This is a genomic window from Idiomarina fontislapidosi, from assembly GCF_003226255.1.
Classification (GTDB): Bacteria; Pseudomonadota; Gammaproteobacteria; order Enterobacterales; family Alteromonadaceae; genus Idiomarina; species Idiomarina fontislapidosi.
In genome coordinates this window covers 50,980-72,638 of record NZ_QJST01000016.1, presented here as the reverse complement: position 1 = coordinate 72,638, position 21,659 = coordinate 50,980, and the positions used below count along the sequence as shown (strand labels likewise).

General features: G+C 48.0%; 20 protein-coding genes and 1 tRNA gene. 10 read left to right on the top strand and 11 right to left on the bottom strand.

The genetic code is table 11. The features are described from left to right. Window positions 1–99: 99 nt before the first annotated feature. Window positions 100–639: a DUF805 domain-containing protein gene (locus DFP83_RS13605; RefSeq protein ID WP_198679859.1), complete on the bottom strand. Its 540-nt coding sequence runs from the start codon at window positions 637–639 to the stop codon at window positions 100–102. Between the two features lie 267 nt (window positions 640–906). On the opposite strand from DFP83_RS13605, the gene DFP83_RS12705 reads away from it, so the two are divergent. Beyond that, window positions 907–1,950, top strand: coding sequence for an alpha/beta hydrolase (locus DFP83_RS12705; protein ID WP_157981573.1), 1,044 nt, complete (start codon window positions 907–909; stop codon window positions 1,948–1,950). 74 nt (window positions 1,951–2,024) lie between these two features. Here DFP83_RS12705 and DFP83_RS12700 read toward each other — a convergent pair. Next, window positions 2,025–2,101 (bottom strand) — tRNA-Arg (locus DFP83_RS12700). 216 nt (window positions 2,102–2,317) lie between these two features. On the opposite strand from DFP83_RS12700, the gene DFP83_RS12695 reads away from it, so the two are divergent. After that, on the top strand, window positions 2,318–3,853 hold the full coding sequence (locus tag DFP83_RS12695; protein WP_110576323.1) for a leucyl aminopeptidase family protein: 1,536 nt from the start codon (window positions 2,318–2,320) through the stop codon (window positions 3,851–3,853). 57 nt (window positions 3,854–3,910) lie between these two features. Here DFP83_RS12695 and DFP83_RS12690 read toward each other — a convergent pair whose 3' ends face one another. Then, window positions 3,911–5,500, bottom strand: a complete 1,590-nt coding sequence (locus tag DFP83_RS12690; RefSeq protein ID WP_110576321.1) for a serine hydrolase — start codon at window positions 5,498–5,500, stop codon at window positions 3,911–3,913. Between the two features lie 215 nt (window positions 5,501–5,715). Here DFP83_RS12690 and DFP83_RS12685 point away from each other — a divergent pair, with 215 nt between their 5' ends. Continuing rightward, complete coding sequence (locus DFP83_RS12685) at window positions 5,716–7,818, top strand: TonB-dependent receptor (RefSeq protein WP_110576319.1); 2,103 nt, start codon at window positions 5,716–5,718, stop codon at window positions 7,816–7,818. A 7-nt stretch (window positions 7,819–7,825) separates the two neighbouring features. Continuing rightward, entirely contained in the window at window positions 7,826–8,860 is a 1,035-nt protein-coding gene (locus DFP83_RS12680) for a PepSY-associated TM helix domain-containing protein (protein ID WP_110576317.1), read from the top strand. On the opposite strand, the gene alr is transcribed toward DFP83_RS12680, so the two are convergent. Beyond that, on the bottom strand, window positions 8,857–9,969 hold the full coding sequence (gene alr / locus DFP83_RS12675; protein WP_157981571.1) for an alanine racemase: 1,113 nt from the start codon (window positions 9,967–9,969) through the stop codon (window positions 8,857–8,859). The two genes, DFP83_RS12680 and alr, sit on opposite strands and share 4 nt — an antisense overlap. Before the next feature lie 147 nt (window positions 9,970–10,116). Here alr and DFP83_RS12670 point away from each other — a divergent pair, with 147 nt between their 5' ends. The 3 genes from DFP83_RS12670 to DFP83_RS12660 are packed head-to-tail and all read left to right on the top strand — an operon-like array spanning window position 10,117 to window position 13,641. Beyond that, window positions 10,117–12,156 (top strand): S9 family peptidase, encoded by a 2,040-nt coding sequence (locus DFP83_RS12670; protein ID WP_110576313.1) that lies wholly within the window; start codon window positions 10,117–10,119, stop codon window positions 12,154–12,156. A gap of 7 nt (window positions 12,157–12,163) precedes the next feature. Next, entirely contained in the window at window positions 12,164–12,982 is an 819-nt protein-coding gene (locus tag DFP83_RS12665) for a prephenate dehydratase (protein WP_110576311.1), read from the top strand. 8 nt (window positions 12,983–12,990) lie between these two features. Beyond that, window positions 12,991–13,641 (top strand): alpha/beta hydrolase, encoded by a 651-nt coding sequence (locus DFP83_RS12660; protein WP_110576309.1) that lies wholly within the window; start codon window positions 12,991–12,993, stop codon window positions 13,639–13,641. On the opposite strand, the gene DFP83_RS12655 is transcribed toward DFP83_RS12660, so the two are convergent. Together DFP83_RS12655 and purE are read right to left on the bottom strand one after the other, a co-directional pair. Continuing rightward, window positions 13,638–14,729 carry an ATP-grasp domain-containing protein gene (locus tag DFP83_RS12655; protein ID WP_110576307.1) on the bottom strand — a complete coding sequence of 364 codons (1,092 nt, stop codon included), beginning with the start codon at window positions 14,727–14,729 and terminating at the stop codon, window positions 13,638–13,640. The genes DFP83_RS12660 and DFP83_RS12655 overlap by 4 nt on opposite strands. Next, window positions 14,726–15,217 carry a 5-(carboxyamino)imidazole ribonucleotide mutase gene (purE, locus tag DFP83_RS12650; RefSeq protein WP_110576305.1) on the bottom strand — a complete coding sequence of 164 codons (492 nt, stop codon included), beginning with the start codon at window positions 15,215–15,217 and terminating at the stop codon, window positions 14,726–14,728. The genes DFP83_RS12655 and purE overlap by 4 nt, the downstream gene beginning before the upstream one ends. 181 nt (window positions 15,218–15,398) lie before the next feature. On the opposite strand from purE, the gene DFP83_RS12645 reads away from it, so the two are divergent. From DFP83_RS12645 to DFP83_RS12635, 3 genes are all read left to right on the top strand, one after another. Further along, window positions 15,399–15,944 (top strand): hydrolase, encoded by a 546-nt coding sequence (locus DFP83_RS12645; protein WP_110576303.1) that lies wholly within the window; start codon window positions 15,399–15,401, stop codon window positions 15,942–15,944. Window positions 15,945–16,121: 177 nt separating this feature from the next. Continuing rightward, complete coding sequence (locus DFP83_RS12640; RefSeq protein ID WP_006954095.1) at window positions 16,122–16,328, top strand: cold-shock protein; 207 nt, start codon at window positions 16,122–16,124, stop codon at window positions 16,326–16,328. 145 nt (window positions 16,329–16,473) lie between these two features. Then, window positions 16,474–18,045, top strand: a complete 1,572-nt coding sequence (locus DFP83_RS12635) for a methyl-accepting chemotaxis protein (RefSeq protein ID WP_110576301.1) — start codon at window positions 16,474–16,476, stop codon at window positions 18,043–18,045. On the opposite strand, the gene cysE is transcribed toward DFP83_RS12635, so the two are convergent. From cysE to DFP83_RS12610, 5 genes are all read right to left on the bottom strand, one after another. Continuing rightward, complete coding sequence (cysE, locus tag DFP83_RS12630; RefSeq protein WP_110576299.1) at window positions 18,042–18,857, bottom strand: serine O-acetyltransferase; 816 nt, start codon at window positions 18,855–18,857, stop codon at window positions 18,042–18,044. The genes DFP83_RS12635 and cysE overlap by 4 nt on opposite strands. A 12-nt stretch (window positions 18,858–18,869) precedes the next feature. Then, entirely contained in the window at window positions 18,870–19,325 is a 456-nt protein-coding gene (locus DFP83_RS12625) for a DUF2489 domain-containing protein (protein WP_110576297.1), read from the bottom strand. Continuing rightward, complete coding sequence (gene yihI, locus DFP83_RS12620) at window positions 19,325–19,780, bottom strand: Der GTPase-activating protein YihI (RefSeq protein WP_110576295.1); 456 nt, start codon at window positions 19,778–19,780, stop codon at window positions 19,325–19,327. The genes DFP83_RS12625 and yihI overlap by 1 nt, the downstream gene beginning before the upstream one ends. A gap of 55 nt (window positions 19,781–19,835) precedes the next feature. Beyond that, entirely contained in the window at window positions 19,836–20,483 is a 648-nt protein-coding gene (locus tag DFP83_RS12615; RefSeq protein WP_110576293.1) for a class I SAM-dependent methyltransferase, read from the bottom strand. A gap of 494 nt (window positions 20,484–20,977) precedes the next feature. After that, a complete protein-coding gene (locus DFP83_RS12610; protein ID WP_110576291.1) occupies window positions 20,978–21,604 on the bottom strand; it encodes a c-type cytochrome in 627 nt (208 codons plus the stop codon). Window positions 21,605–21,659: the final 55 nt, after the last annotated feature.

Sequence of the window (21,659 nt, the reverse complement as noted above, 5' to 3'; positions counted from 1 at the left end):
TTTAAAGCGGCATCCATGTCGAAATTGGTTTTGGTCATATGTCATCTCTTTTTTTGCTTAGTTTAACGAAATGACACAGAATTATGAACACTACCTCCTTTAACTGCTCTGACTTTTCGGGGACATTTCAGACCGCTTTAAACTTGGCATAGTCATCAAATACAGCACGACTAACACACCAAATGGCACTAGATACATCCATTGCCACCATATGCTTTGTCCTGCATCTCGCAACCGACGGGTGGAAACTGCCAAAAAAGGAACTAACAATATAATGGCGACAATAGTGGCTAATATCATGTGAATTGCTTCGGCTAGGGCCAGGACAATGATAAAAAACAAGAAAAACCACCAGAACTCGTAACGGTCTGCTCGGCTTTTAAAGTTATCAAATTCTTTTAACGTATGAAGCACACTTGCTAATGCCCGCTGTGGCGATTTTTTCATCTCACCTTTTAATGACTCAACATTTATTTCAAACACCGATGCTAATGCTTTTATCGTTTCTGGGGATGCACTGCCACGTTTTTCAACGCGTTGAATGGTTCTTAAATTTAAGCCGCTTAACGCACTTAACTGCTCTTGTGACCAGCCCTTGTTTTCGCGCAATTGTTTTACTTTTTCGCTATTAATAATCATGCTGAGGCCACTCCCTATGGTGCTTAGCCAATAGCTTCAAAAGTACCACAATCCACAGAAACTACTACGGCATTTATGCGACAGCTAGCCGGCAAAAGCTGACAATAGATCGTCGACTGATGTTAACTGGCATCTGCTATCCGGAGTGATAAAAAGAATTGGATTGTAAACAACCTCAATGTTCAATCCGAGCAAAATAAGTCTTCGATGAGTAATCCTTTATGCTATAAAAGCATTTATTCAACAATTACTTATAGACTTTATAACGTGAATAAAAACTTCATACCTCAAATCATACTTGTCTTTCTCATCAGTACATCGCTTGCTGCTTGCTCCACGATCAGCATCAAGGAGTCGAGCTTTCTCAGAGATCAGCAACAAGTCGTTTTATATTATCTTACTCGTTTCGGTCCAAGCACTGCTGATCAAGTTGCTGAAAATACTGCCTATCCTGTTACCGCGATCAAAACTCGTTTAGAAAAGTTAGAGGATAAACAGCTTGTTGTAGTTAATTCAGGTAAGTGGAGCATTTCGGAGCAGTATCGACAGAATGACCGCCAATATGTTCAATCGATAGAGAACTACAACGATAAAGCGTTGCAAGATAGTCTTGAGCATCACAATTATTCTACGCGCATCATTCAACCGAATGGCTTTCAGATGGCGTCATTTATAGCAGAGTCTGCTAATCAAACGCTCGTGGTGTTTCCTGGTAACGGCTTTAATCTGGTGCCCGATGCGTTAGCTTTGGAAAACTTATTAGCGCCACACCGAAATGTATTTGTAATGGAATATCCTGGAATGGGAGATAGTAAAGGTGATTTAACCATTGACAGCTTACGGGACGCTGCAAGTAAGTTTTTTACAGTTGTCAGCAAGCACCCAAGTGTCGAGAATACAGAAATTGCAGTGTATGGTTTCTCGCTTGGGGGGTTCGTTGCTACCGAAGTCGCCACATCTTTTGAGGTTGACGCATTGATTCTAGACTCCACGGCACCCGACATGCAAAGCTGGATTGACGCGAATGTCCCCCTTTACGCAAAGGTGTTTGTAAACGTTGAAGCTGATAACGCCTTAACTCAAGTGAATAACAGCGCGCTACTAAAAGACTTAACCTACCCGATGCTTTTTATTGTTGGCTCAGACGACAATATAACGCCTCCGAGCTTAGTAGAGTCACTGTATAGCTCCGCGGAGAAATCAACGGATAAAAACTTTGTATTACTCGATGGCGTGGGTCATGGCGGTAGTTTAGAGCAGCCCGAGTTTAAAGCGTCAATAGATACGTTTATGAGTAAATTAACGAAGTAAATAAGCAGGACGTATTGAGGTAAGGCATACATCGCGGAGACATTTGATGTCGCGCAAAATGCGCGACCTACGAATGGCGCACCCTATAGGAGTCGAACCTATGACCTTTGCCTCCGGAGGGCAACGCTCTATCCAGCTGAGCTAAGGGTGCGCATGCGATAGAAAAGCGAGGGCATTATATGGATTTGGCCGCGCGCTGTCCAGCGTTGACCTTCGGTTCAAACTCCCACGCTTTTATTAATAGTTATTTTAGGACCTCTTAAACACGTCGCTTTTTTTAGATGGTTGGTCTTATACATGTTGTTGGTAGGGGCGGTCGGGATATAGTAGAGGCAGAACAATCTGTCTTTTAATAAAAGGAACAACTATGTCTCTACAACGAGCGATATCAACGCTTGCTATCTCAGCGGCGTTGGCTTTGCCGGCGGCGGCAAGCGACTATTTATCCACCAAAGTGCGTTTTACAAGTGATAACGCGTCGGCTTCAACGCGGGTTGTCTTTGTGCCTGAAAATCAATCGATTGCTATTGAGGGCTGGACTGCCGAGCAGAATCAGGCGATCGCGCGCGCAGCCGGCATTGAGGCGTTTACCGGTGCGGCGTCGCAGCACGTCACTTTGATTGCGCCAGAGGATACGCAGGCGGATCACCTGATGCTGGCGGGCGTGGGAAATCCTGCTGAATTATCACGGTTTAATGCTGAAAAGTTAGGCGCGGCGATTGCGGCTGCATTAAAGCCTGAGCTAACGGATGCTGTTTTTGATACTCGGTTAATTGCTAACCCGGGTGTCGCAGCCGAAATCAGCGCACAGGTGGCGCATGGTATCGACCTGCGCAATTATCGCTTTGACCGTTACCAGTCAGAGCCCAAAGCGCGTCCTGAGACCACTTATCACTGGGTGACACAGTCACCGCAGGTGGCTGAACGACACTATGATGATTACCGTGCTATCGCCGGAGGCGTGTTTGTGGCGCGTGATATTACCGCATTACCAGGCAGCGATGGCTACCCTGAGGCGATCGTTGAGCTTGCTAAGCAAGCCATGAGCGATTTAGATATTGAGCTCACCATTATCACGCCTGAGCAAGTCAAAGAAATGGGAATGGGCTTGCTTGAGAGTGTGAGTGCAGGCAGCCAACATGGTTCGTACCTGTTAGCGGCGCATTACAAAGGCAGTGATGAGGCGCCGATCGCTTTGGTGGGTAAAGGTAACACCTTTGATACTGGCGGCTACAACCTTAAAACCAGCTCATCTTCGATTCTTCGCATGCAAACCGACAAAGCCGGTGCAGGTGCTGTCATTGGCGCGGTCATGGCTCTTGCCAAGCAGCAAGCGCCTGTTAACGTGGTCGCGATTGCCCCGCTTTCGCACAACCTGATTTCGGGTTCAGCGACGTTACCGGGGGATGTGGTTAAAGCCGGTGACGGTACGCTGGTTGAAATCGCCAATACCGATGCGGAAGGTCGTTTAATTTTAGGTGATGCGAACTGGTATGCTAACGATGCGTTCAAACCACGCGCTATCGCTAATATTGCGACGTTAACAGGCTCTAAAGTCGGTGCTTTGGGCACGGGCTATGCGGCGATGTTTGCCTCAGCGGATGATCTTCGTGCCGCTATTATTGAGGCCGGTAAGGTCACGGATGAAAAGGTATGGGAACTCCCATTAGAGGGTTACCCTGGCATTATCGATAGCCCGTTAGCTGATATCCGTAACATTGGTTCGCCAGGCACCCAAGCAGGTGCAGCGTTCTTAAAACATTTTGCGGGCGATACGCCGTGGATCCATATTGATATGGCCGCTGATGCAATGGTCAGCAGCCCAACGGGAATTCACCCGGCAGGTCCTACAGGCTTTGGTGTTCGCTTACTAACCGAGTGGGTACACCAACTGAATAAATAACGCCTATAAAAAAGCACGGCCTCAGCGCCGTGCTTTTTTTGCCTGCTGCCTATCACACTACTGACGCACCAGCGTCAGGTTATGAAAATCAAAGCTAAAGTCGGTGAATGGCGCAACCGCTTCCATGGTTGCCTGTTTTATTGCATCGTCCTCGTTTAATTCAAAACGCACATAGGCATCAGCTTCCAGCAACGGTTCATCCCAGTGCACGATAAACGTATCACCGTTGTAGTGCGTTAAGGTCCCTTTGAGCATCGGTGTATGAGTAAAGTCCAAGCGTAACTCATCGCCCTGCATGCGAATATCGATATCGCCATACCACGCATCGGTATAAGTACCTGCGTATTCTTGCTTAGCTAACGTGGCGTCTTCTTCAGTGTCGGGTTTTGGTATTTTAAAGTCAGTTTTACGTTGCATAAATTGACGATAATTTTCTGACTGCTCAGCAACCCAATCTTGGTCAGGTAGGTTAAGTACTTGCTCAAGTGCTTCTTGCGTAATCGCCGTCAGACCACCAAAAGCTTGTTGGTTACTCACCACCGTAATACCGAAATTCTCTTCTGGGATGAGAGTGGTTAATGACAACATGCCGAGGATACCGCCACTGTGATAAACCTGTTTAACACCGTGATAGTCTTTTACGAACCAACCTAGGCCATAACCTTGGAAGAAGGTGCCCTGCTCAGCGGCTTTATCCGACACACCTATTGGCGTGATCAATTGCCACATTTCATGCTGTGACTCTGGCGAAAACACTTGCTCACCCGATGGGCTTTTACCGTGCTGTAACTGCGTAATTAGCCAGTGACCCATGTCATCAACACTCCCGGCCGTTGCGCCCGCGCCACCGAAGTCTTCAAGGTAATCGAGTGGAAAGCGGTGTAATTCGCCATCTTTCTCAATGGTACCTACCGCGACATTATCGTTAGCTGCTGGAATGTTAGAAAAGCCAACCACACTCTCGTCCATGTTAAGCGGCTCAAAAAAGGTTTGCTTGATGTACTCGGCATAAGGTACGCCTGTGACCCGATGCACGACTTCGCCTGCTGTTAAAAACATCAAATTGTTATAGGCAAATTGCGCTCTAAAGCCATGCTCTATTGGCACGTTAGCAATGCCGGCAATAATTTCATCGACGGATTTATCAGTGTTAGGCCAAATCATTAAGTCGCCGGCTCCTAAACCCAAGCCCGAGCGATGGCTGAGTAAATCACGAATGGTCAAACGATGGGTCAACTCAGGATCAGATAGCTTAAATTCCGGCAGATATGCAGTAACTTTGTCATCCCAATCCAGTTTACCCTGATCGACAAGGTGGGCAATCGCGGCAGCGGTAAACGCCTTGGTGTGCGAGGCGATACCAAACAAGGTGTTTTTGGTGACCGGTGCTTGGCTCTCGATGTCTCGAACACCAAAGCCCTCTGCAAGAATCACTTCGCCATCTTTGACCGCGACAACAGCAAGCCCCGGAATATTAAATGCCTCCAGCGTTTGTTGCGCCGTGGTACGGATCTTTCCATCGAGTGCGACAGCATTCTGTTGGCTCTGGGTTGCCGGCTCTTTTTTTGTCGTTGTTTGGGGTTCTGAGCAACCTGCAAGCAGCGCCACGCTAATGACGGCACTTAACAAACTGATGCGTGTTTTCATATCTAGGTTCTCTTTCGAATGAGCGATAAAGTAAAGAACTCTATTAATTACCATACTGCTTATAAAACTTCTATTTTCACCCTAATTTGCCCGACGTACAGCAAACTGAACGATAGTCGAGCGGGTTTTCTTAAAAGAAATTTTAATTTAGTTATTGACTATGTAATGAGAACAATTATCATCTGCGCCACTTGTGGAAAATGATAAGGATTCTCATGTCCAAGAAGCTGCTTTCTGTTTTAATTGCATCAATTGTATCGGGTCAGGCGTTGGCTCAAGACGAAGTTAACCGTGAAAGTGTCGATGAAACCATCGAGATTACAGCGACGCGCACTAAAATTCCTCAAAGCGCAATTCCAGCTACGGTAACCGTCATTGATGGAGAGCAATTGCGCCAGCAAATGATGGTTGCAGAGTCGCTTTCTGATGTCCTCGGCAAGTTAATTCCTGCATTTTCACCTTCACGTCAAAAATTAACCTCGTCGGGTGAGACCCTACGTGGCCGCCAACCGCTTTACTTAATTGATGGCGTGCCGCAGTCTAATCCTTTGCGGGATGGTTCACGTGCGGCGTATACCATTGATCCGTTCATGATTGAGCGTGTTGAGGTTATCCACGGAGCCAGCGCTATTCAGGGTTTAGGCGCCAGCGGTGGTATTATTAACATCGTCACTAAGCAAGCCAGCGAAGGCACCACGCAAGAAGTAAATGCCGGTTTCACAGCACCCGATAGCGAAATCTCAGAAGGGCTCAGCTACGAAGCGGGCTATTTAGTGCGTCACGCCGAAGGCGATTGGAAGTTTGTTGCCGGCGCACAATACCGTGATACGGGAATGTACGTTGATGGTAAGGGACAGCTGATTGGTGTGGATACCACTCAAGGCGACACCATGGACTCGAAGAGCTATGACGTGTTTCTTAAAGGTGAATACCGCATTGATAGCACGCAGTCACTTGCGTTGATGGTCAATCACTTTGATATGGCCGGTAATGGTGATTACTTTGCTACTGTAGGTAACCGCGAACTGGGCGTTCCTGCCCTATCGGTCGAAGGTGAATACCCAGGCGATGCACCAGAAAACGAAGTCACAACCAGTAGTTTAACCTATAAAAACACCGACATTTTAGGTGCTGACTTAAACTGGCAATTGTTCTTGCAAGACTTCTCCGCGCTTTATGGTGGCGGCAACTATGCCACCTTCCAAGATCCGCAGTACGGTGATGATATCTTTGACCAGTCTCGCAATGACTCGCGTAAGTATGGTTCTCGCATTACCATGAACTGGGCAAAAGTTGCTGACCTGCCTGTTGATGTAACAGCAGGTGTCGACTTCATGAACGATAAGACGTTCCAAGAGCTCGCACAAACCGGTCGTAAGTGGGTTCCTGAGACCGAGTTTGAAAACTGGGCGCCTTACGCACAGTTAAGCTATCAAGCCAACGGACTTACGCTGAGCGGTGGGTTACGTTACGAATACGGCAAACTCAAAGCCGATAGCTTCACCACCCTTGCTGCGTATGGCAGCGTATTTGTTGAAGGCGGCGAACCGAGCTTCAATGAATTGCTCACCAACTTAGGCGCAGTTTACGCGCTGAATGATAACTGGCGTGTGTTTGCGAGTTACTCTGAAGGCTTCAGTATGCCAGACGTAGGTCGCGTGTTACGCGGCATCTCTACACCGGGTTTAAGTGTGAGCAGCTTCTTAGACTTACAGCCGGTACTTGCTGACAACGAAGAAATCGGTGTCGAGTTTAATAATAACGCATGGCGCGCATCAATCAGCTACTACCGTTCTGAGTCGGACTTAGGCGCTCGTTTGCAAGCGGACGCCGATGGTATTTACTCAGTTAGACGTGAACGCACTGAAATCGACGGTATCGAGGCCAGCGCAGAATATGCATTCTCGAACGACACCGCGTTTGGCTTGAACTACGCTGATACCGACGGTGAGTTTGACAGTGATGGCGATAACCAAGTCGATACACAGCTGGGCGGTCGTAATATCGCACCGAAACGTGCGAATCTTTACTGGTCACAGCAGTGGACTGGTCAAGTTTCGAGCCGCGTACAGTGGAACAAGCTTTTTGACCGCGACATTTACTCAGGTGCCGAAGCCGTTAATAACTTTGATGGCTATAACACCGTCGATGCATCGGTTCTGCTCGAAACACGCGACTATGGTCAATTTGCGCTTGGTATCGAGAACCTATTTGATGAGTACTACTTTACCTATTACGCGCAAACTGTAGGCGGTGATAACCGTAACTTTACCGGTCGTGGGCGTACCATTAGCCTCAACTGGAACTACGCTTGGTAAGTCGCTCGTGAAGCGCATTAAGCTACCGTCACTGACACAATGGCACCGCTGGCTCGGGCTAGTACTGAGCGGCTGGGTGCTATTGATGGCAGTGACGGGCTCAATGTTGCTATTCAAAAACCAGTGGCTGATGTGGCAATACCCAAATCTGCGACTCGAAACCCCAGTATCACACACGACATCAGCGACTATTGCTGACCGCTATAAGGCGGGATACGCCTACCTTCCTACTCACGATCGTCCGTGGTTTGAGCTGGTTGATGGTGACGGTAACCACCATTACTTTGGCTTACAAGGTGAGCACCTACTCACCCGCGCACCCTACTCTGACACGGTAAGTTGGTTTGTTGAGCTGCACCACCATCTAGCACTGGATAAGTTCGGTAAGGATATCCTTGGTGTATTGTCTCTGTTTGCCTTGGTATTAATTATCACCGGTCTAGTGCGCTGGTGGCCTAAGCGCCAATGGCGCTGGAAAAACCTCGCCATACGCTTTTATAACCCGTTTTCTGCTAAAGGCATGCAAACATTATGGCAGTTACACCGCAGCACAGGCGCTATCGTTTTTATCCCCATTGCATTACTCATGTTCACAGGTAGCGCGATTATGTATGCGAGCACGGTCAAAGACGGTTTAACCACCCTATTACCGATGACCGATTCACGGATACAGCACACAGTCCCCGATCGCTTAGCAACACACTGGCAAGAACGCTTTGAAATCGCTCGTGCAGTCTTACCTAACGCCGATATTCGTTTAATTTACCTAGACTCGGGACGTATGCGTTTAAAATGGCCAGACGAATGGCATCCGAATGGGCGGAATTACATTGCGTTTGATGATCGCGGCACTCTCACAACCATTACAGACGTACGCGCACGTCCATTAGGCGAGCAGATCGCACATATGGTCTACCCGCTGCATGTGGCGGCTATCGGTGGCACCGCCATGACCTTGGTTATTTTGGCAGGGGGGATTGCGCTATTGCTACTGCCGGTGACGGGTGTTTGGTTTTACCTAAAACGCCGCAACAAACGTTAATCTTCGTAGCGGCGTGGGACCCGGCGTGTCACTTGAGCAAATAGCTCGTATGTTATTGTCCGCGCCTGATCGGCAATGACTTGTATCGGTAAACGTTCACCCCACAGTTCAACATTATCGCCTAACTTAACGCCTTCAATATCGGTCACATCCACGGTAATCATATCCATCGAAATACGACCGACTAAACAACCCACTTGGTCATTAATAATCACCGGCGTACCATCGGGTACGCTGCGTGGATACCCGTCGGCATACCCTATCGCTAGCGTCGCAATAAGGCTTTCGCGTTGAGCCCGCCAACGGCTTCCGTAACCCACAGTTTCGCCCGCCTGAATCGTGCGCAACGCGATCACGGGCGCCTCAAGCACCATGGTTGGTTTGAGCAGTTCGGCGTCGCTTAATTCAGCCTGAGAGGGGTTTTGCCCATACAGCGCAATCCCTGCCCGAAACCACTTGGTCAGACCCATGGCATCAAGCACATCATCGCCTAGCATAAAGGCACTATTCGCTACACTCACACCTTGGATTTGTTCATGCACCGCGTGCAATGCTGCATAAAAGCGCTCTAATTGCATCGGTGTCATTGGGCTTTCTGGGTCATCCGCCTCGGCAAAGTGTGTCATCAACACAATATCGTTAACGAGCGGATGTTCACGCAAGCGTTTTACTGCGGTAGGCACATCATCGATAAAAAAACCTAATCGATGCATACCTGAATCTTGTTTCAGCCAAACATTAACGCAGCGCGTATCGGCAGTGACTTGAGTCAGAAAATCAATTTGCTGAGCGTTATGAATCACCGGCTCAAAGTGCTGCTCAGCGCATATCAACCAGTCTTCAGTGCTGTATAGGCCTTGTAAAATAACGATAGGCTTAGTAATACCTGCCTCGCGCAAAGCGATGGCTTCATCAATGAAAGCAACCGCATATTTTTCTACGTAATCTGCTATGGCATGCGCCACTTCTGTCGCGCCATGACCATATCCGTCCGCTTTTATAACGCCTAGCATGGGCTGCTGGTCGATATACGACTTTAATTGTTTGGCATTGTCCCGTAAATTTGTCAGTAAGATACGAGCACGGGTTTGTCGGTACGGCTGAGACATGCAGGCGATCCAAAGCTCAAATAGGTAAATAATAGCGAACATTTAATCATGTTCGTGACTTGGCTTCGAGCGTTTTAGCGTGGTTTTGTCGAGGATTTTTCGAAGCGTTTACAGAACATCCGGAAGAATAAAAATTAAGGACGCACTATGTGGTTAAAAACATCTGCCTTGGTGATTGGGCTTGCAACATTATCACCGTCTATTAGCGCACAAACTGATGATTACTTTGGTATCAACGATATCTTTCAGCTTGAGTATGCGAATGATGTAAGTATCTCGCCTGACGGTCGCTATATTGCCTACGTTCGTAATCGCTTTAATGATATGAAGGACAATACCGAACGCTCGGTTTGGATCCTGGATACAGAGTCAAGTCAGCACTATCCGCTCTTTGACGAAGGCGACGCCTACGGCAACTTAACTTGGTCGCCTGACAGTAAACGTCTGGCATTAACATCAAATCGCAAAGACAGCTATCAAGTTCACGTGTATTGGCTCAACCAAGATAAGCACGCAGAAATTACTCACGTGCATGAGTCCCCCAGTCAGCTGGCTTGGTCACCTGATGGCCAGTCGATTGCATTCTTGATGGATGTGCCAGCAGAAAAGACATCCTTTGAAAAACACGTTAAACGTCCAACTAAACCAGAGGGCGCCGATTGGGGTGGCCAACCAATTGTTGTGCAGGAGGCTTATTATCAAAGCGATGGCCAAGGTGTACTAAAACCTGCACATGCGCAAATTTTTACTGTGCCGGCAACCGGTGGCAGCGTAAAGCAATTAACCACTGGCCCATTCAGCCACTCTGGTCCTCTTACTTGGAGCCACGATGCGGAATCGATTGTGTTCTCGGCTAACCGGAATGAGAATTGGGCCTATGAGGTGAATGACAGTGACCTTTATGCAGTCAATGTAAAAACTCAGCAGCTAACGCGCATCACTCAGGCACCAGGTCAAGAATACGCGCCACAGTTTTCGCCGGATGGCGAGCGTTTAGTGTACTTACATAGCAATGACGAACCGGTTCCCTATCACAAGGGTGAGCTGTGGGTCATGGATTGGTCTTCGAAAGAAAAGCGTGAACTACAAAGTGAATTGGATCGCTCGTTTGCCAACCCACAGTGGAATGGCCAAGACATGATCGCGGTGCAATTTGCAGACCGTGGTAAAACTGTGATTGCAAACGTCAGTCTAGATGATGAACTCACTCGTCGCGCTGATGATGTATCAGGAACCTATGTAAGCCGTCCGTATACCATGGGTAGCTTCAGTGCCGCTCAAAACGGTGCTATCGCTTACACGCAAGGTACGCCTTATCGTCCCGCCGATGTCGGTTATCAAGCGTCTGGAAGTGAAACACAAACACTGACACAACTTAACGAAGATGTGTTGGCTAATAAACAGCTCGGCAAGGTGCACGAGATCAATTACAACTCGAGCTACGATGACCAACCTATTCAAGGCTGGTACATCACACCTCCAGACTTTGACGAAGATAAAGAGTATCCACTGATCGTCGAAATTCATGGTGGTCCGCATCTGTCTTACGGTCCTCATTTTGCGGCCGAGCATCAGCGCTACGCGGCTGAAGGCTACGTCGTTCTGTATGTAAACTATCGTGGTAGTACCTCATACGGTAAAGACTTTGCGATGCTACTTGATGGAAACTATGCCTCAGAGTACGACTTTGCCGATCACATGAGCGGTGTTGATGCGATGATTGATAAGGGCTTTGTTGATGCCGATAACTTATTTATAGCCGGTGGCTCGGCGGGCGGTATTGCCACGGCCTATGCGGTAGGCTTATCCGACCGATTTAATGCAGCAGCGGCCACCAACCCTGTGATTAACTGGGTCAGTAAAGTACTTACAGCAGATAGCTCAATTGGGCAGATTACCAATCAGTTTCCGGCGATGCCATGGGAAGATTTAGAGCACTATTGGAAACGCTCGCCGCTGTCACTCGTCGGCAATGTCTCGACGCCTGTATTGTTGTTTACTGGCGAGAATGACCGCCGCACACCTATCTCAGAGACTGAGCAGTTCTACCAAGCACTGAAGTTGCGCCAAGTCGACACCGCCATGGTACGTGTGCCCGATGCATCTCACGGAGTAACTTACCGTCCCTCGCATATGATAGCCAAGATCGAACATGCGTTAGCGTGGTTTGAACAATATAAGAAGTAATGGTTTTATGATTGAACAATTAGTGACACTGGGTCCTGCCGGTACGTTCTCGGAACGTGCTGCGCAGCACTTCCAGCAGCAGTTAGGCGATTCAGTGCCCATCGTGTTTAAAAGCACGTTGCCTGATGTCCTGCACAGTGTAGACAGCACACAACTTGCGGTCGTTCCTATCGAAAATCTGATTGATGGTTTCGTCTCGCCGGTTGTCGACCATTTCGCACACCATCCACTTTATATCCACGCAGAGTATGGTTTGCCGATTCAGTATCATTTGCTTGCTAACAGTGAGCGACCAGAGCAAGTATGGGCGCAGTTTGTCGCTGCTGGACAGTGTCATCAGGTGTTAAACACCCTATCATTACCTATCGTCCATACGGCGAGTAATACCGCCTCGTTGCATGAGTTGATGGTTGCCGACAAGCCATCAGCAGCCATTGTTCCGAGCCATATCCCCTGCCCGGAACAGTTGCGTTGTATTCAGCGTAATGTCGCCGATAGCCGAAAAAATCAAACTCGCTTTGTGTTACTATCCGCGCAATCCGAGCCCTTGATGGCACGGCAAGACAGCCGTTGGAAAAGTAGCGTGATGCTTATCGACGACAATGACCATCCTGGGTTATTGGTCGATAGTTTAAAAGCGTTTGCCGAGCAAGACATTAACTTAACCTCAATTGTTTCGCGTCCCACCGGGGATGGTTTTGGCCAGTATCACTTTTTCATCGATTTTGATGGCCACGAACACGATCCGGCAGTACAAAGGGCGCTCGCAAAGCTCAGTGAGTTGAATCAAATTCACTGGCTGGGTTCGTATCCAGCCTTTAGTTAGGAGATTTTATGCAGTTAGAAGTCATTAAACACGACCCAAGTGCACCTGCCGATGCGGTCATCATCTGGTTACACGGACTGGGCGCCTCTGGAAACGACTTTGTCCCCATGGTTGAGCATTTAAACTTAGCCCCTGCCCATGTGCGTTTTTTATTCCCTCACGCGCCAAGGCTTCCGGTCACCATTAATCAAGGTATGGTGATGCCAGCTTGGTACGACATCACGGCGATGACCATTGATCGTGAGATTGATGCGACACAATTAAGAGCCTCTGCCGCCGCTGTTCATCAAATGATCGACGCACAAATTGAACAGGGCATCGATAGCAAACGCATTATTATTGCCGGTTTCTCGCAAGGCGGTGCGGTCGGCTATGAAGCAGCGCTGACCTATCCTAAGCCGCTGGGTGGCCTAATGGCTCACTCGACCTACTTCGCAACGCAAGGCGACATCACACCAGCTGAAGCCAATCAGTCACTGCCCATTCTGGTACAACACGGTACGCAAGACCCTGTGGTTCCTGAAACGCTCGGGCAACGTGCTGTGGCGCATTTAAAAGAGATGGGTTACCAAGTGACTTATCAAACCTACCCCATGCCGCATTCACTATGCATGGAGCAGGTTGAGGATATGCAGAAGTGGTTGCTAGAGCGCTTTTAGGCGTCTTTTAGTACTTGCAGCTCGTCGCACCATTGTTCGGCGAGCTTATGCGCGCGCTCTGCACTGTCGACCATTAAATTAACGTGGCCCACTTTGCGACCGGGGCGCGCGTCTTTTCCGTACCAATGACAATCGGCCGCACCGGCTTCCCACAACACTTCTGGAAACCCATCAATGCCAATCGCATTTAGCATGAGCGTTGGCGCAACCAATAAATCCGGCGTCGGCAGTCCAGTGATAGCCCGCATATGTAAGTTAAATTGATCACAATTCGAACCGCTCATCGTCCAGTGACCCGAGTTATGAACACGCGGAGCAATTTCATTGACCAGCAGTTGTTGGTCATCACCCTCACCGACAACGAAAAACTCTATCGCCAACACGCCAATATAATCTAACTCATCAGTCAGTTTCTGATGATACGCTTGTGCCTGCCGCTCAAGTGCCTCGGAAAAACCCTGTGCACCCGCGATGCTATAAGCAAGAATGCCTTTGCGATGGACATTTAAAGTCAGCGGGTATCCACGCTGTTCACCATGGTGGTCACGTGCCGCTACAACCGAAACTTCATCACTAAAGTCGATCATATCCTCGACAATACCCGGGCGTTGTCCCGCCTCTGCAATAATGTCGTCTTTTGCTTGACCTGGCTTCCAGCGCCACTGGCCTTTACCATCATAGCCGCCCTTCGCTGATTTAATGACAACAGCCCGGTCACAGTCAGATAAGATAGCCTCGAGCTCAGCGGCATCATTAAACGGTTGCCAGTCTGAAGTCGGAATCTCTAAGGTGTCACAAAGCGCCTTCTGCGTGCGGCGATCGGTTAACTGGCGGAACAGACTGGCCTTTAATAGCCATTTATCTGCCGTCGCATCAATCAAATCGTCGGCAAGATGTTCGTGTTCCCAAGTAACAACATCGGCCCACTCTTTTGCTTCTTCCAAGCTTAAATTGAGTGCTTGTTGGCTACCTAATGCCTTCACTTGATGATCGCGGTCACTATACAAAATGCATTCATGGCCTTGCTGAATAGCGGCTTTGCCGAGCATTTGCCCCAACTGTCCGTTACCTAAAATCAGAACTTTCATTGCGGCAACTCCAAATCAGCATTCGCCATTACTTTATCGCGCTGTTGGTTGCGAAATTCGGTCACGCGCTGACGCACTGTGGCATCAAATGAGCCGACGATTTGTGCCGCAAGCAATCCCGCATTCGCCGCACCGGCATCACCGATGGCTAAAGTACCGACCGCAACGCCTTTAGGCATTTGAACAATCGATAGCAGACTATCAAGCCCCTTAAGCTGTTTGCTCGATACCGGTACACCAAGCACTGGAATAGACGTATGTGCGGCAAGCATGCCTGGTAGGTGAGCGGCACCGCCAGCACCTGCGATGACTACCTTAACGTCATCCTTTTCTGCTTGCTCCATAGACGATTTAAGTAAATCTGGCGTGCGATGTGCTGAAACAACTTTTGCTTCCCAGCTTACGCCCAAGTCTTTGAGCATATAGGCCGCTTTCTGCATCGTTGGCCAATCAGATTGCGAACCCATTAAGATCAGTACGGTAGCCATGTATCACCTTTTTGAAAGAGAGGGGGCTGAAAAGGCCGAAATTGTAGCGATCAGGGGAACAAACTGCAAATATTCTGCGGTTTTTTTGACCGTTGCAAGCGACCGCTGCGACCAAAGCACTATGTACATAACACGCCTTTTAGGTAGTATGAGTTCAAACGCGAAATAAAAGGTCAGTCCTATGTTGTTAAAACGTGATGAATCCATCATTTTAGTCGTCGATGCGCAAGAACGCATTACACCGGCCATTCACCAGCGCGATATTGTTACTTCACGCATGCGCTGGCTCGGTGAAATCGCACTGCAGCTGGATGTACCTGTCCTTATCACAGAACAGTATCCAAAAGGTTTGGGTTATACCGTTTCGGCATTACGAGAAATTATTGAAGCTGCACGCGTGGTCGAAAAAACTCACTTTAGCGCTTGGCGTGAACCTACTTTCCAAGAAGTGGTGAAGGAATACGATAAAAAGCAGATCGTGATTATGGGTATGGAGACCCACGTGTGTGTCATGCAAACTGCAATTGACCTCGCTGCGCAAGGCTATGAAGTGTTCCTACCAACCGACACAGTAGGCTCTCGTCGACCGAATGACAAAGAAACAGCGATCGCGCGGATGCGGGAAGCCGGCGTGCAAATTGTTACGTCGGAAATGGTTGCTTTCGAGTGGTTAGAGAAATCAGGTACCGACACGTTTCGGCACATTAGCAAAAACTGGTTAAAATAAGTCCGAGTTTAATTGACAGACCTAAACAAGGGTATATACTGATGATCGCTGATGAAATTCGGCTATTGTTTTGAGATTTGTGTACGAAGTCCTTCTTTGCTGTACCTCGTTTTGTAAGTCCAAGTAATACCAATTTCTGAGCATTTTTAATTCACATGCATTACGAGGAAGATCAGCATGTCTACTACTACTGGTAAAGTTAAGTTTTTCAACGAAGCTAAAGGCTTTGGTTTCATCGAACAAGAAAACGGCGCAGACGTTTTCGTTCACTTCAGTGCAATCCAAGCTGACGGTTTCAAAACTTTAGCTGAAGGCCAACAAGTTTCTTTCACTGTTGCTCAAGGTCCTAAAGGTCCTCAAGCAGAAAACGTAGTTCCTATGTAATCTACGTTTAAAAAGAATTCTAAACGCCGCTTTTTAGCGGCGTTTTTTATGCGTTACTTAATAATCTTTTTAACCTATCTAAAGTTCTTTTTAATTTTTCCGATAACCTTCTATCCTTGATGCATATCAAGTTAAAAGGGATATTATGAAAGATAACGGATCCGTCACCCAAAAAGAACGCCACATTCCAGACGAATATAGGCTCATTTCATCGACTGATCGCAAGGGCATTATTACTCACTGTAACGATGACTTTGTAGAAGTAAGCGGCTATACCCGCGAGGAGCTTATCGGCTCTCCGCACAACATCTTGCGCCATCCCGATATGCCGGCGGCAGTTTTCGAGAATATGTGGCGAACCATCAAACGGGGACAACCCTGGATGGGTCTTGTCAAAAACCGTTGTAAGAACGGTGACCATTATTGGGTTAGCGCGTACGTTACACCCATTATTCACGATGGTAAGCCCACCGGATTTGAGTCTGTTCGAGTAAAAACCTCTGATGAACGCAAAGTGCGCGCGATGCGCATCTATCAGCGCATTAATCGAGGCAAACGTGCCGTTCCTCTCACTAAAAGCATCGCCTATGCGTTGCGCGATTTAACCCCGGTGATTATCCCTGGTTCAGCAGCAGCTATCGCAGTTGCAACCATGAGTTCATGGCAGATGGGTGCAGTTACGTTAGGCGCAACAATCATCAGTTCAGTATGGTATGCGCGCTATGTTTCCTCGATCATGCAGCGGATGCTCAATATTCGTCCCGAGGCGTTCCAAGACGAACTTGTCGGTACGACTTACTTTGATGCACAAGGACGCGAAGCAAAGCTATCACTGATGTTATTGAGTGAAGGAGCTCGCAATCGCACGGCACTCGCCCGTATTAAAGACGCGGTGGGTCGACTGCTGCGTGTTGCTGATGATACAAACCAACAAGCCAACACATCGAACGAGCAAGTGCAACGTCAAAAACTCGCGACCGATCAAACCGCGGCGGCAATGAATGAAATGTCGACCACCATACAGGAGGTTGCAGCAACCGTTGAGCAGAACGCAGAACAAGCAGACAGCGCTAAACGTAATACCGATGAGAGCGTTAAGCTCGCACGCCAAGCGAGCGAGGTCATTGTCGAGTTGCATGAAGCAGTTAAACAGATTGCTCAGACCGTAGAAGCGCTGGATTCTTCCACCGCAGAAATTGGTGCCGCTGCCGACTTAATCTCATCTATCGCTGAACAAACCAACCTGTTAGCGCTCAATGCGGCAATTGAAGCCGCCCGTGCAGGCGAACATGGACGCGGTTTCTCGGTCGTTGCCGATGAAGTAAGGAATCTTGCGCGTAGGACATCAGAATCAACAGATAGTATTCATGATGTGATCAATCAATTACGCGGGCGCGCTAAAGAGGCCGTAGCAGTATCTCAGCAAGGTGAAAAATCTGCAGCCGAAGGCGTTGATAAAGTTAAGCGTGCCGATAGTGCGTTGTCGCAAATATCGGATGCGATTGAACAAATTGCCGATATGTCGACGCAAATGGCATCAGCGGTTGAAGAGCAGTCGGGCGTTGCCGAGCACATTAATCAGCAGTTGTCAGAGATTTCTGATATTGCACGTCAAACTGAACAAACATCTGAAAGCACTCAAAAATCCAGTAATGATTTGAAGCGCACATCGTACGAACTGTACGAGCTGATAGAGCGCTTCAACCTTAAGAGCTAATTTGTCTCTTCTTTATTATCGTGTTGCGCTTCACGTTGTTGCGCAGCACGCTGCTTTTCTTCGAGAAACGCCACATCATCCATTTCGACTTCAGGCAGTTCACCACAGACGTCACCACCTAAGCGGTTAACCGCCTGACATAGGTCAGACACCTTTTGATCGAGTACGTGAACATGATCGAGCATTCGGCCAATGGCGGTTGCCACAGGATCCGGGTTATCTGCAGAAATCGCATATGCATCGAATCCGTAAGCCTTTGCCATTTTAGCGCGGCGTTCTGACGTCTCTTTATCTTGTCCCGACTTAGCGACGCGTGCTGGGATACCAACCATCGTTGCACCGTCGGGCACATCGCGAACCACGACCGCGTTCGATCCGATACGCGCTTCGGTACCGACCGTAAGAGGTCCCAGTACTTTAGCGCCAGCACCAATCACCACACCGTCTTTAAGCGTTGGGTGTCGCTTGCCTTTATTCCACGAGGTTCCGCCTAACGTGACACCATGATAAAGGGTCACGTCATCACCGATCTCAGCTGTCTCACCTATTACTACGCCCATGCCATGATCGATGAAGAATCGACGCCCTATCTTAGCACCTGGGTGAATTTCTACACCGGTCAACCAACGGCCAATATTAGATACAAAGCGCGCCAACCAATACAGCCTGAGTTTCCACAAGCGGTGACTAAAGCGATGCAACCAAATTGCATGAAGCCCTGGGTAATTAAACAGAATTTCAAAGGCGTTGCGGGCCGCGGGGTCGCGGCTATAGACGCTTTTTATATCTTCTCGAATGCCTTTAAATAACATCGGCGCTTCCTTTTACCGAGTGGGGAACTCACGCAACAACTTTTCGACATCAGCTAAAATAACGTCTTTTAACTCAACTTCGTAACCTTCACGCTCTTTATCCAGTTCCTTGATTTTTTGCTTAGGAAACTTTTTACGGTTCTCATGAGTAGGCATGTGTTTAATACGCTCATACATGTCATGCATTCCCGGATAATCCTTGGCGTAATCATGTTGTGTTGATTCGGGACGGTGGTCCAGCAGCACAACGATGCGTAGACAGCCCTCTGACAACGGACATTGGTCTTGTTGCATGCCCTTGGCGATGGTGATGATGCTCTCATCAATGCGGTCAACTCGCTTTTGCACAGCTTGTTGGCGCAGTTGATTTTGGTAGCGCAAGCGTTTAAGCAATGTCATTGCGTAAACCGCCAACCCCACGATAACGACGACACCCAGTATGTATAAAATTATCACTAATGTAGACATTAATACTCCTCGTCATCCCACTCTTCGTCATCATCGTCAAGATCGAGACCTAACTGGCTCGCCAGCTTTTCATAACGTTCTGATTGCTCGTCGAGATAACGTTGATCATCATTAGATAGCACTTCACCTTCTTCGAACCGCTCGACTAAATCCTGCAACCGCTCATCGTTCTGCAGTTGTTCGAGCTGTTGTTGCGGTGTGAGTGCTGCGACGGCTGCTGTCGAAACAACAGGACCTAGGTCGATCTTACGCTTACTGCCCTTACGTGGATCCGTTTCGGTGTCTTTGTTTTGAGTCACCTGCTGATCGCGTTTAGCCTCACTGTGGCGTTTGCCAGCGGGCTGACCTTTGCCTTTTTTCTTTCCGCGTGTAATGTTTTCGACCTGACGTTTATCTTTTGGTGCTTTTGACGGCGCGAGAGGGCCCGTCTTACGTGTTTTTTTCTTACGAGTCATGTGGACTCCTTATTTCATAGAGTTACCTCTATTGTAACGCATACAACCATTGTAATCAGCAGGATTTCACACAACGAAAGAAGGTTACTTGATCACTGACTCGGTCCACACTAAAACCAAAGCGCTCAGCGATATAGTGATACGTCCTTTCAGAAAAGAATGAGACATGAGTCAGGTCGTTTTTGTAGTGCCAATTTGGAAACTGCTGTGCCGCTACGCAAGGCTTAGTCATGGTAGCCAGCACGCCACCCGGCTTTACCAACGACCGTAATCGAATGAAGTCTTGCTGAGGGTAACAGAAATGTTCGATCACCTCGGTGCAGGTCACTACATCGTACGATTGGCTTAGCCTCGTCTTATCGGGTGAATAAATAGGATCGTAATGATGAGCATCGAGACCCGCCTCTCGCATCATCAAATGCAACGTAGGTCCTGGACCGGAACCAAAGTCCAAAGCTGTTTTATAGTTAGATTGTTGGCACAGCACTTTAAGAGGCTGCCAAAGGCGATTCAAAAAGCCACGATAGTGCGCATCTGCAGGATCATTCTCGTGAGTTTCGTAAAGGCGTTTTTCTTCTGCGAGATCGATATGCGTTTTGGGATCAGCAAACACTAACTGGCAATGCTCACATTGATAAAACGAACGTCTTCTATCGCGGGCGTAAAATTGGGTGTGAGATTCACACAGAGGACATAACAACATAACGGGCTCACTAGAAAAGAAAAAAGGCGATGTTTCCATCGCCTCTGTTTCTCATATTCGGCAGCGCACTGCAACTATGAGAATGGTTGTCACTGCTTCCGAGTTCTTATCCCGGTCTTCCGTAACCTTATTTTCTAGTTGTTGTTATTATTGAAAGGAGCAACCAATACCACTTTTTACTCCCTGGACTTCTATTCTATTATTATTGTTTTTGCGAACTGAAATCCAGAATCGATTTGTTGTTATTTTTATGTATCGATTTTTATCGCTGCTTTAAGCAGTCTTATTATTATTTTGTTGTCTCAAGAGAGGCTATCTCCCTCGGACGCTTTACAGACTACGTATTAATGCGGATGAGTTCAATGATTTTATCGCTCTAAAAATCCATTTTTTTATAACATTTTTGTTTATAAGACGTAAAAAACGCATAAAAACATAACATTTAATATAAAAAAGGGTGGCTTAGAGCCACCCTTCTTTCAAAACCCGTTTTTTTAATAAAGACCGTGCAAGTACTCAGCGAGTAATTCCATTTCTTCGTCGGTCATTTTTTCTGCAACGCCACGCATCATACCGTTTGGATCATTGGCACGCTCACCGCTGCGGAAGTTCTCGAGTTGAGAGATAATGTACGCGGGGTGCTGACCTGAAATGTCAGGGAATGCCGCAAGGCCCATTCCGTTGCCGCGAGGACCGTGACAGCCCGCACAAGATGGAATTTTAGATTCAGCGTTACCGCGACGGTAAAAATCTGCGCCTTTCGCGATCAAATCCTCTGGCGTATCGCCCTTCGCCGGATCCTGAGCTGCATAATAAGCCGCTAAATCTTTCATGTCTTGCTCAGACAAGTTAGCAACTTGGCCCATCATGATAGCATTGTTACGACCTTCCTCGCCGCCTGTCTCAGACGCGGTTTTGAAGTCCATCAACTGCTTATAGATGTACTTGGGATGTTGACCTGCTAAGTTCGGGTACATGTCAGTAGGAGAAACGCCATTAGGTCCGTGACATGCTGCACATACCTGAGACTTCTCTTTTCCTGCTTCGACGTCACCCTGCTGCGCCATGGCAACACTGGTCGAACTCATAAACAATCCTAGAATGATCGCGAATTTTTTCATGTCTGCTTCTCTTGTCTCTGTGAGGCACCCTCGTGCCTGAACCGATCGCATCTAA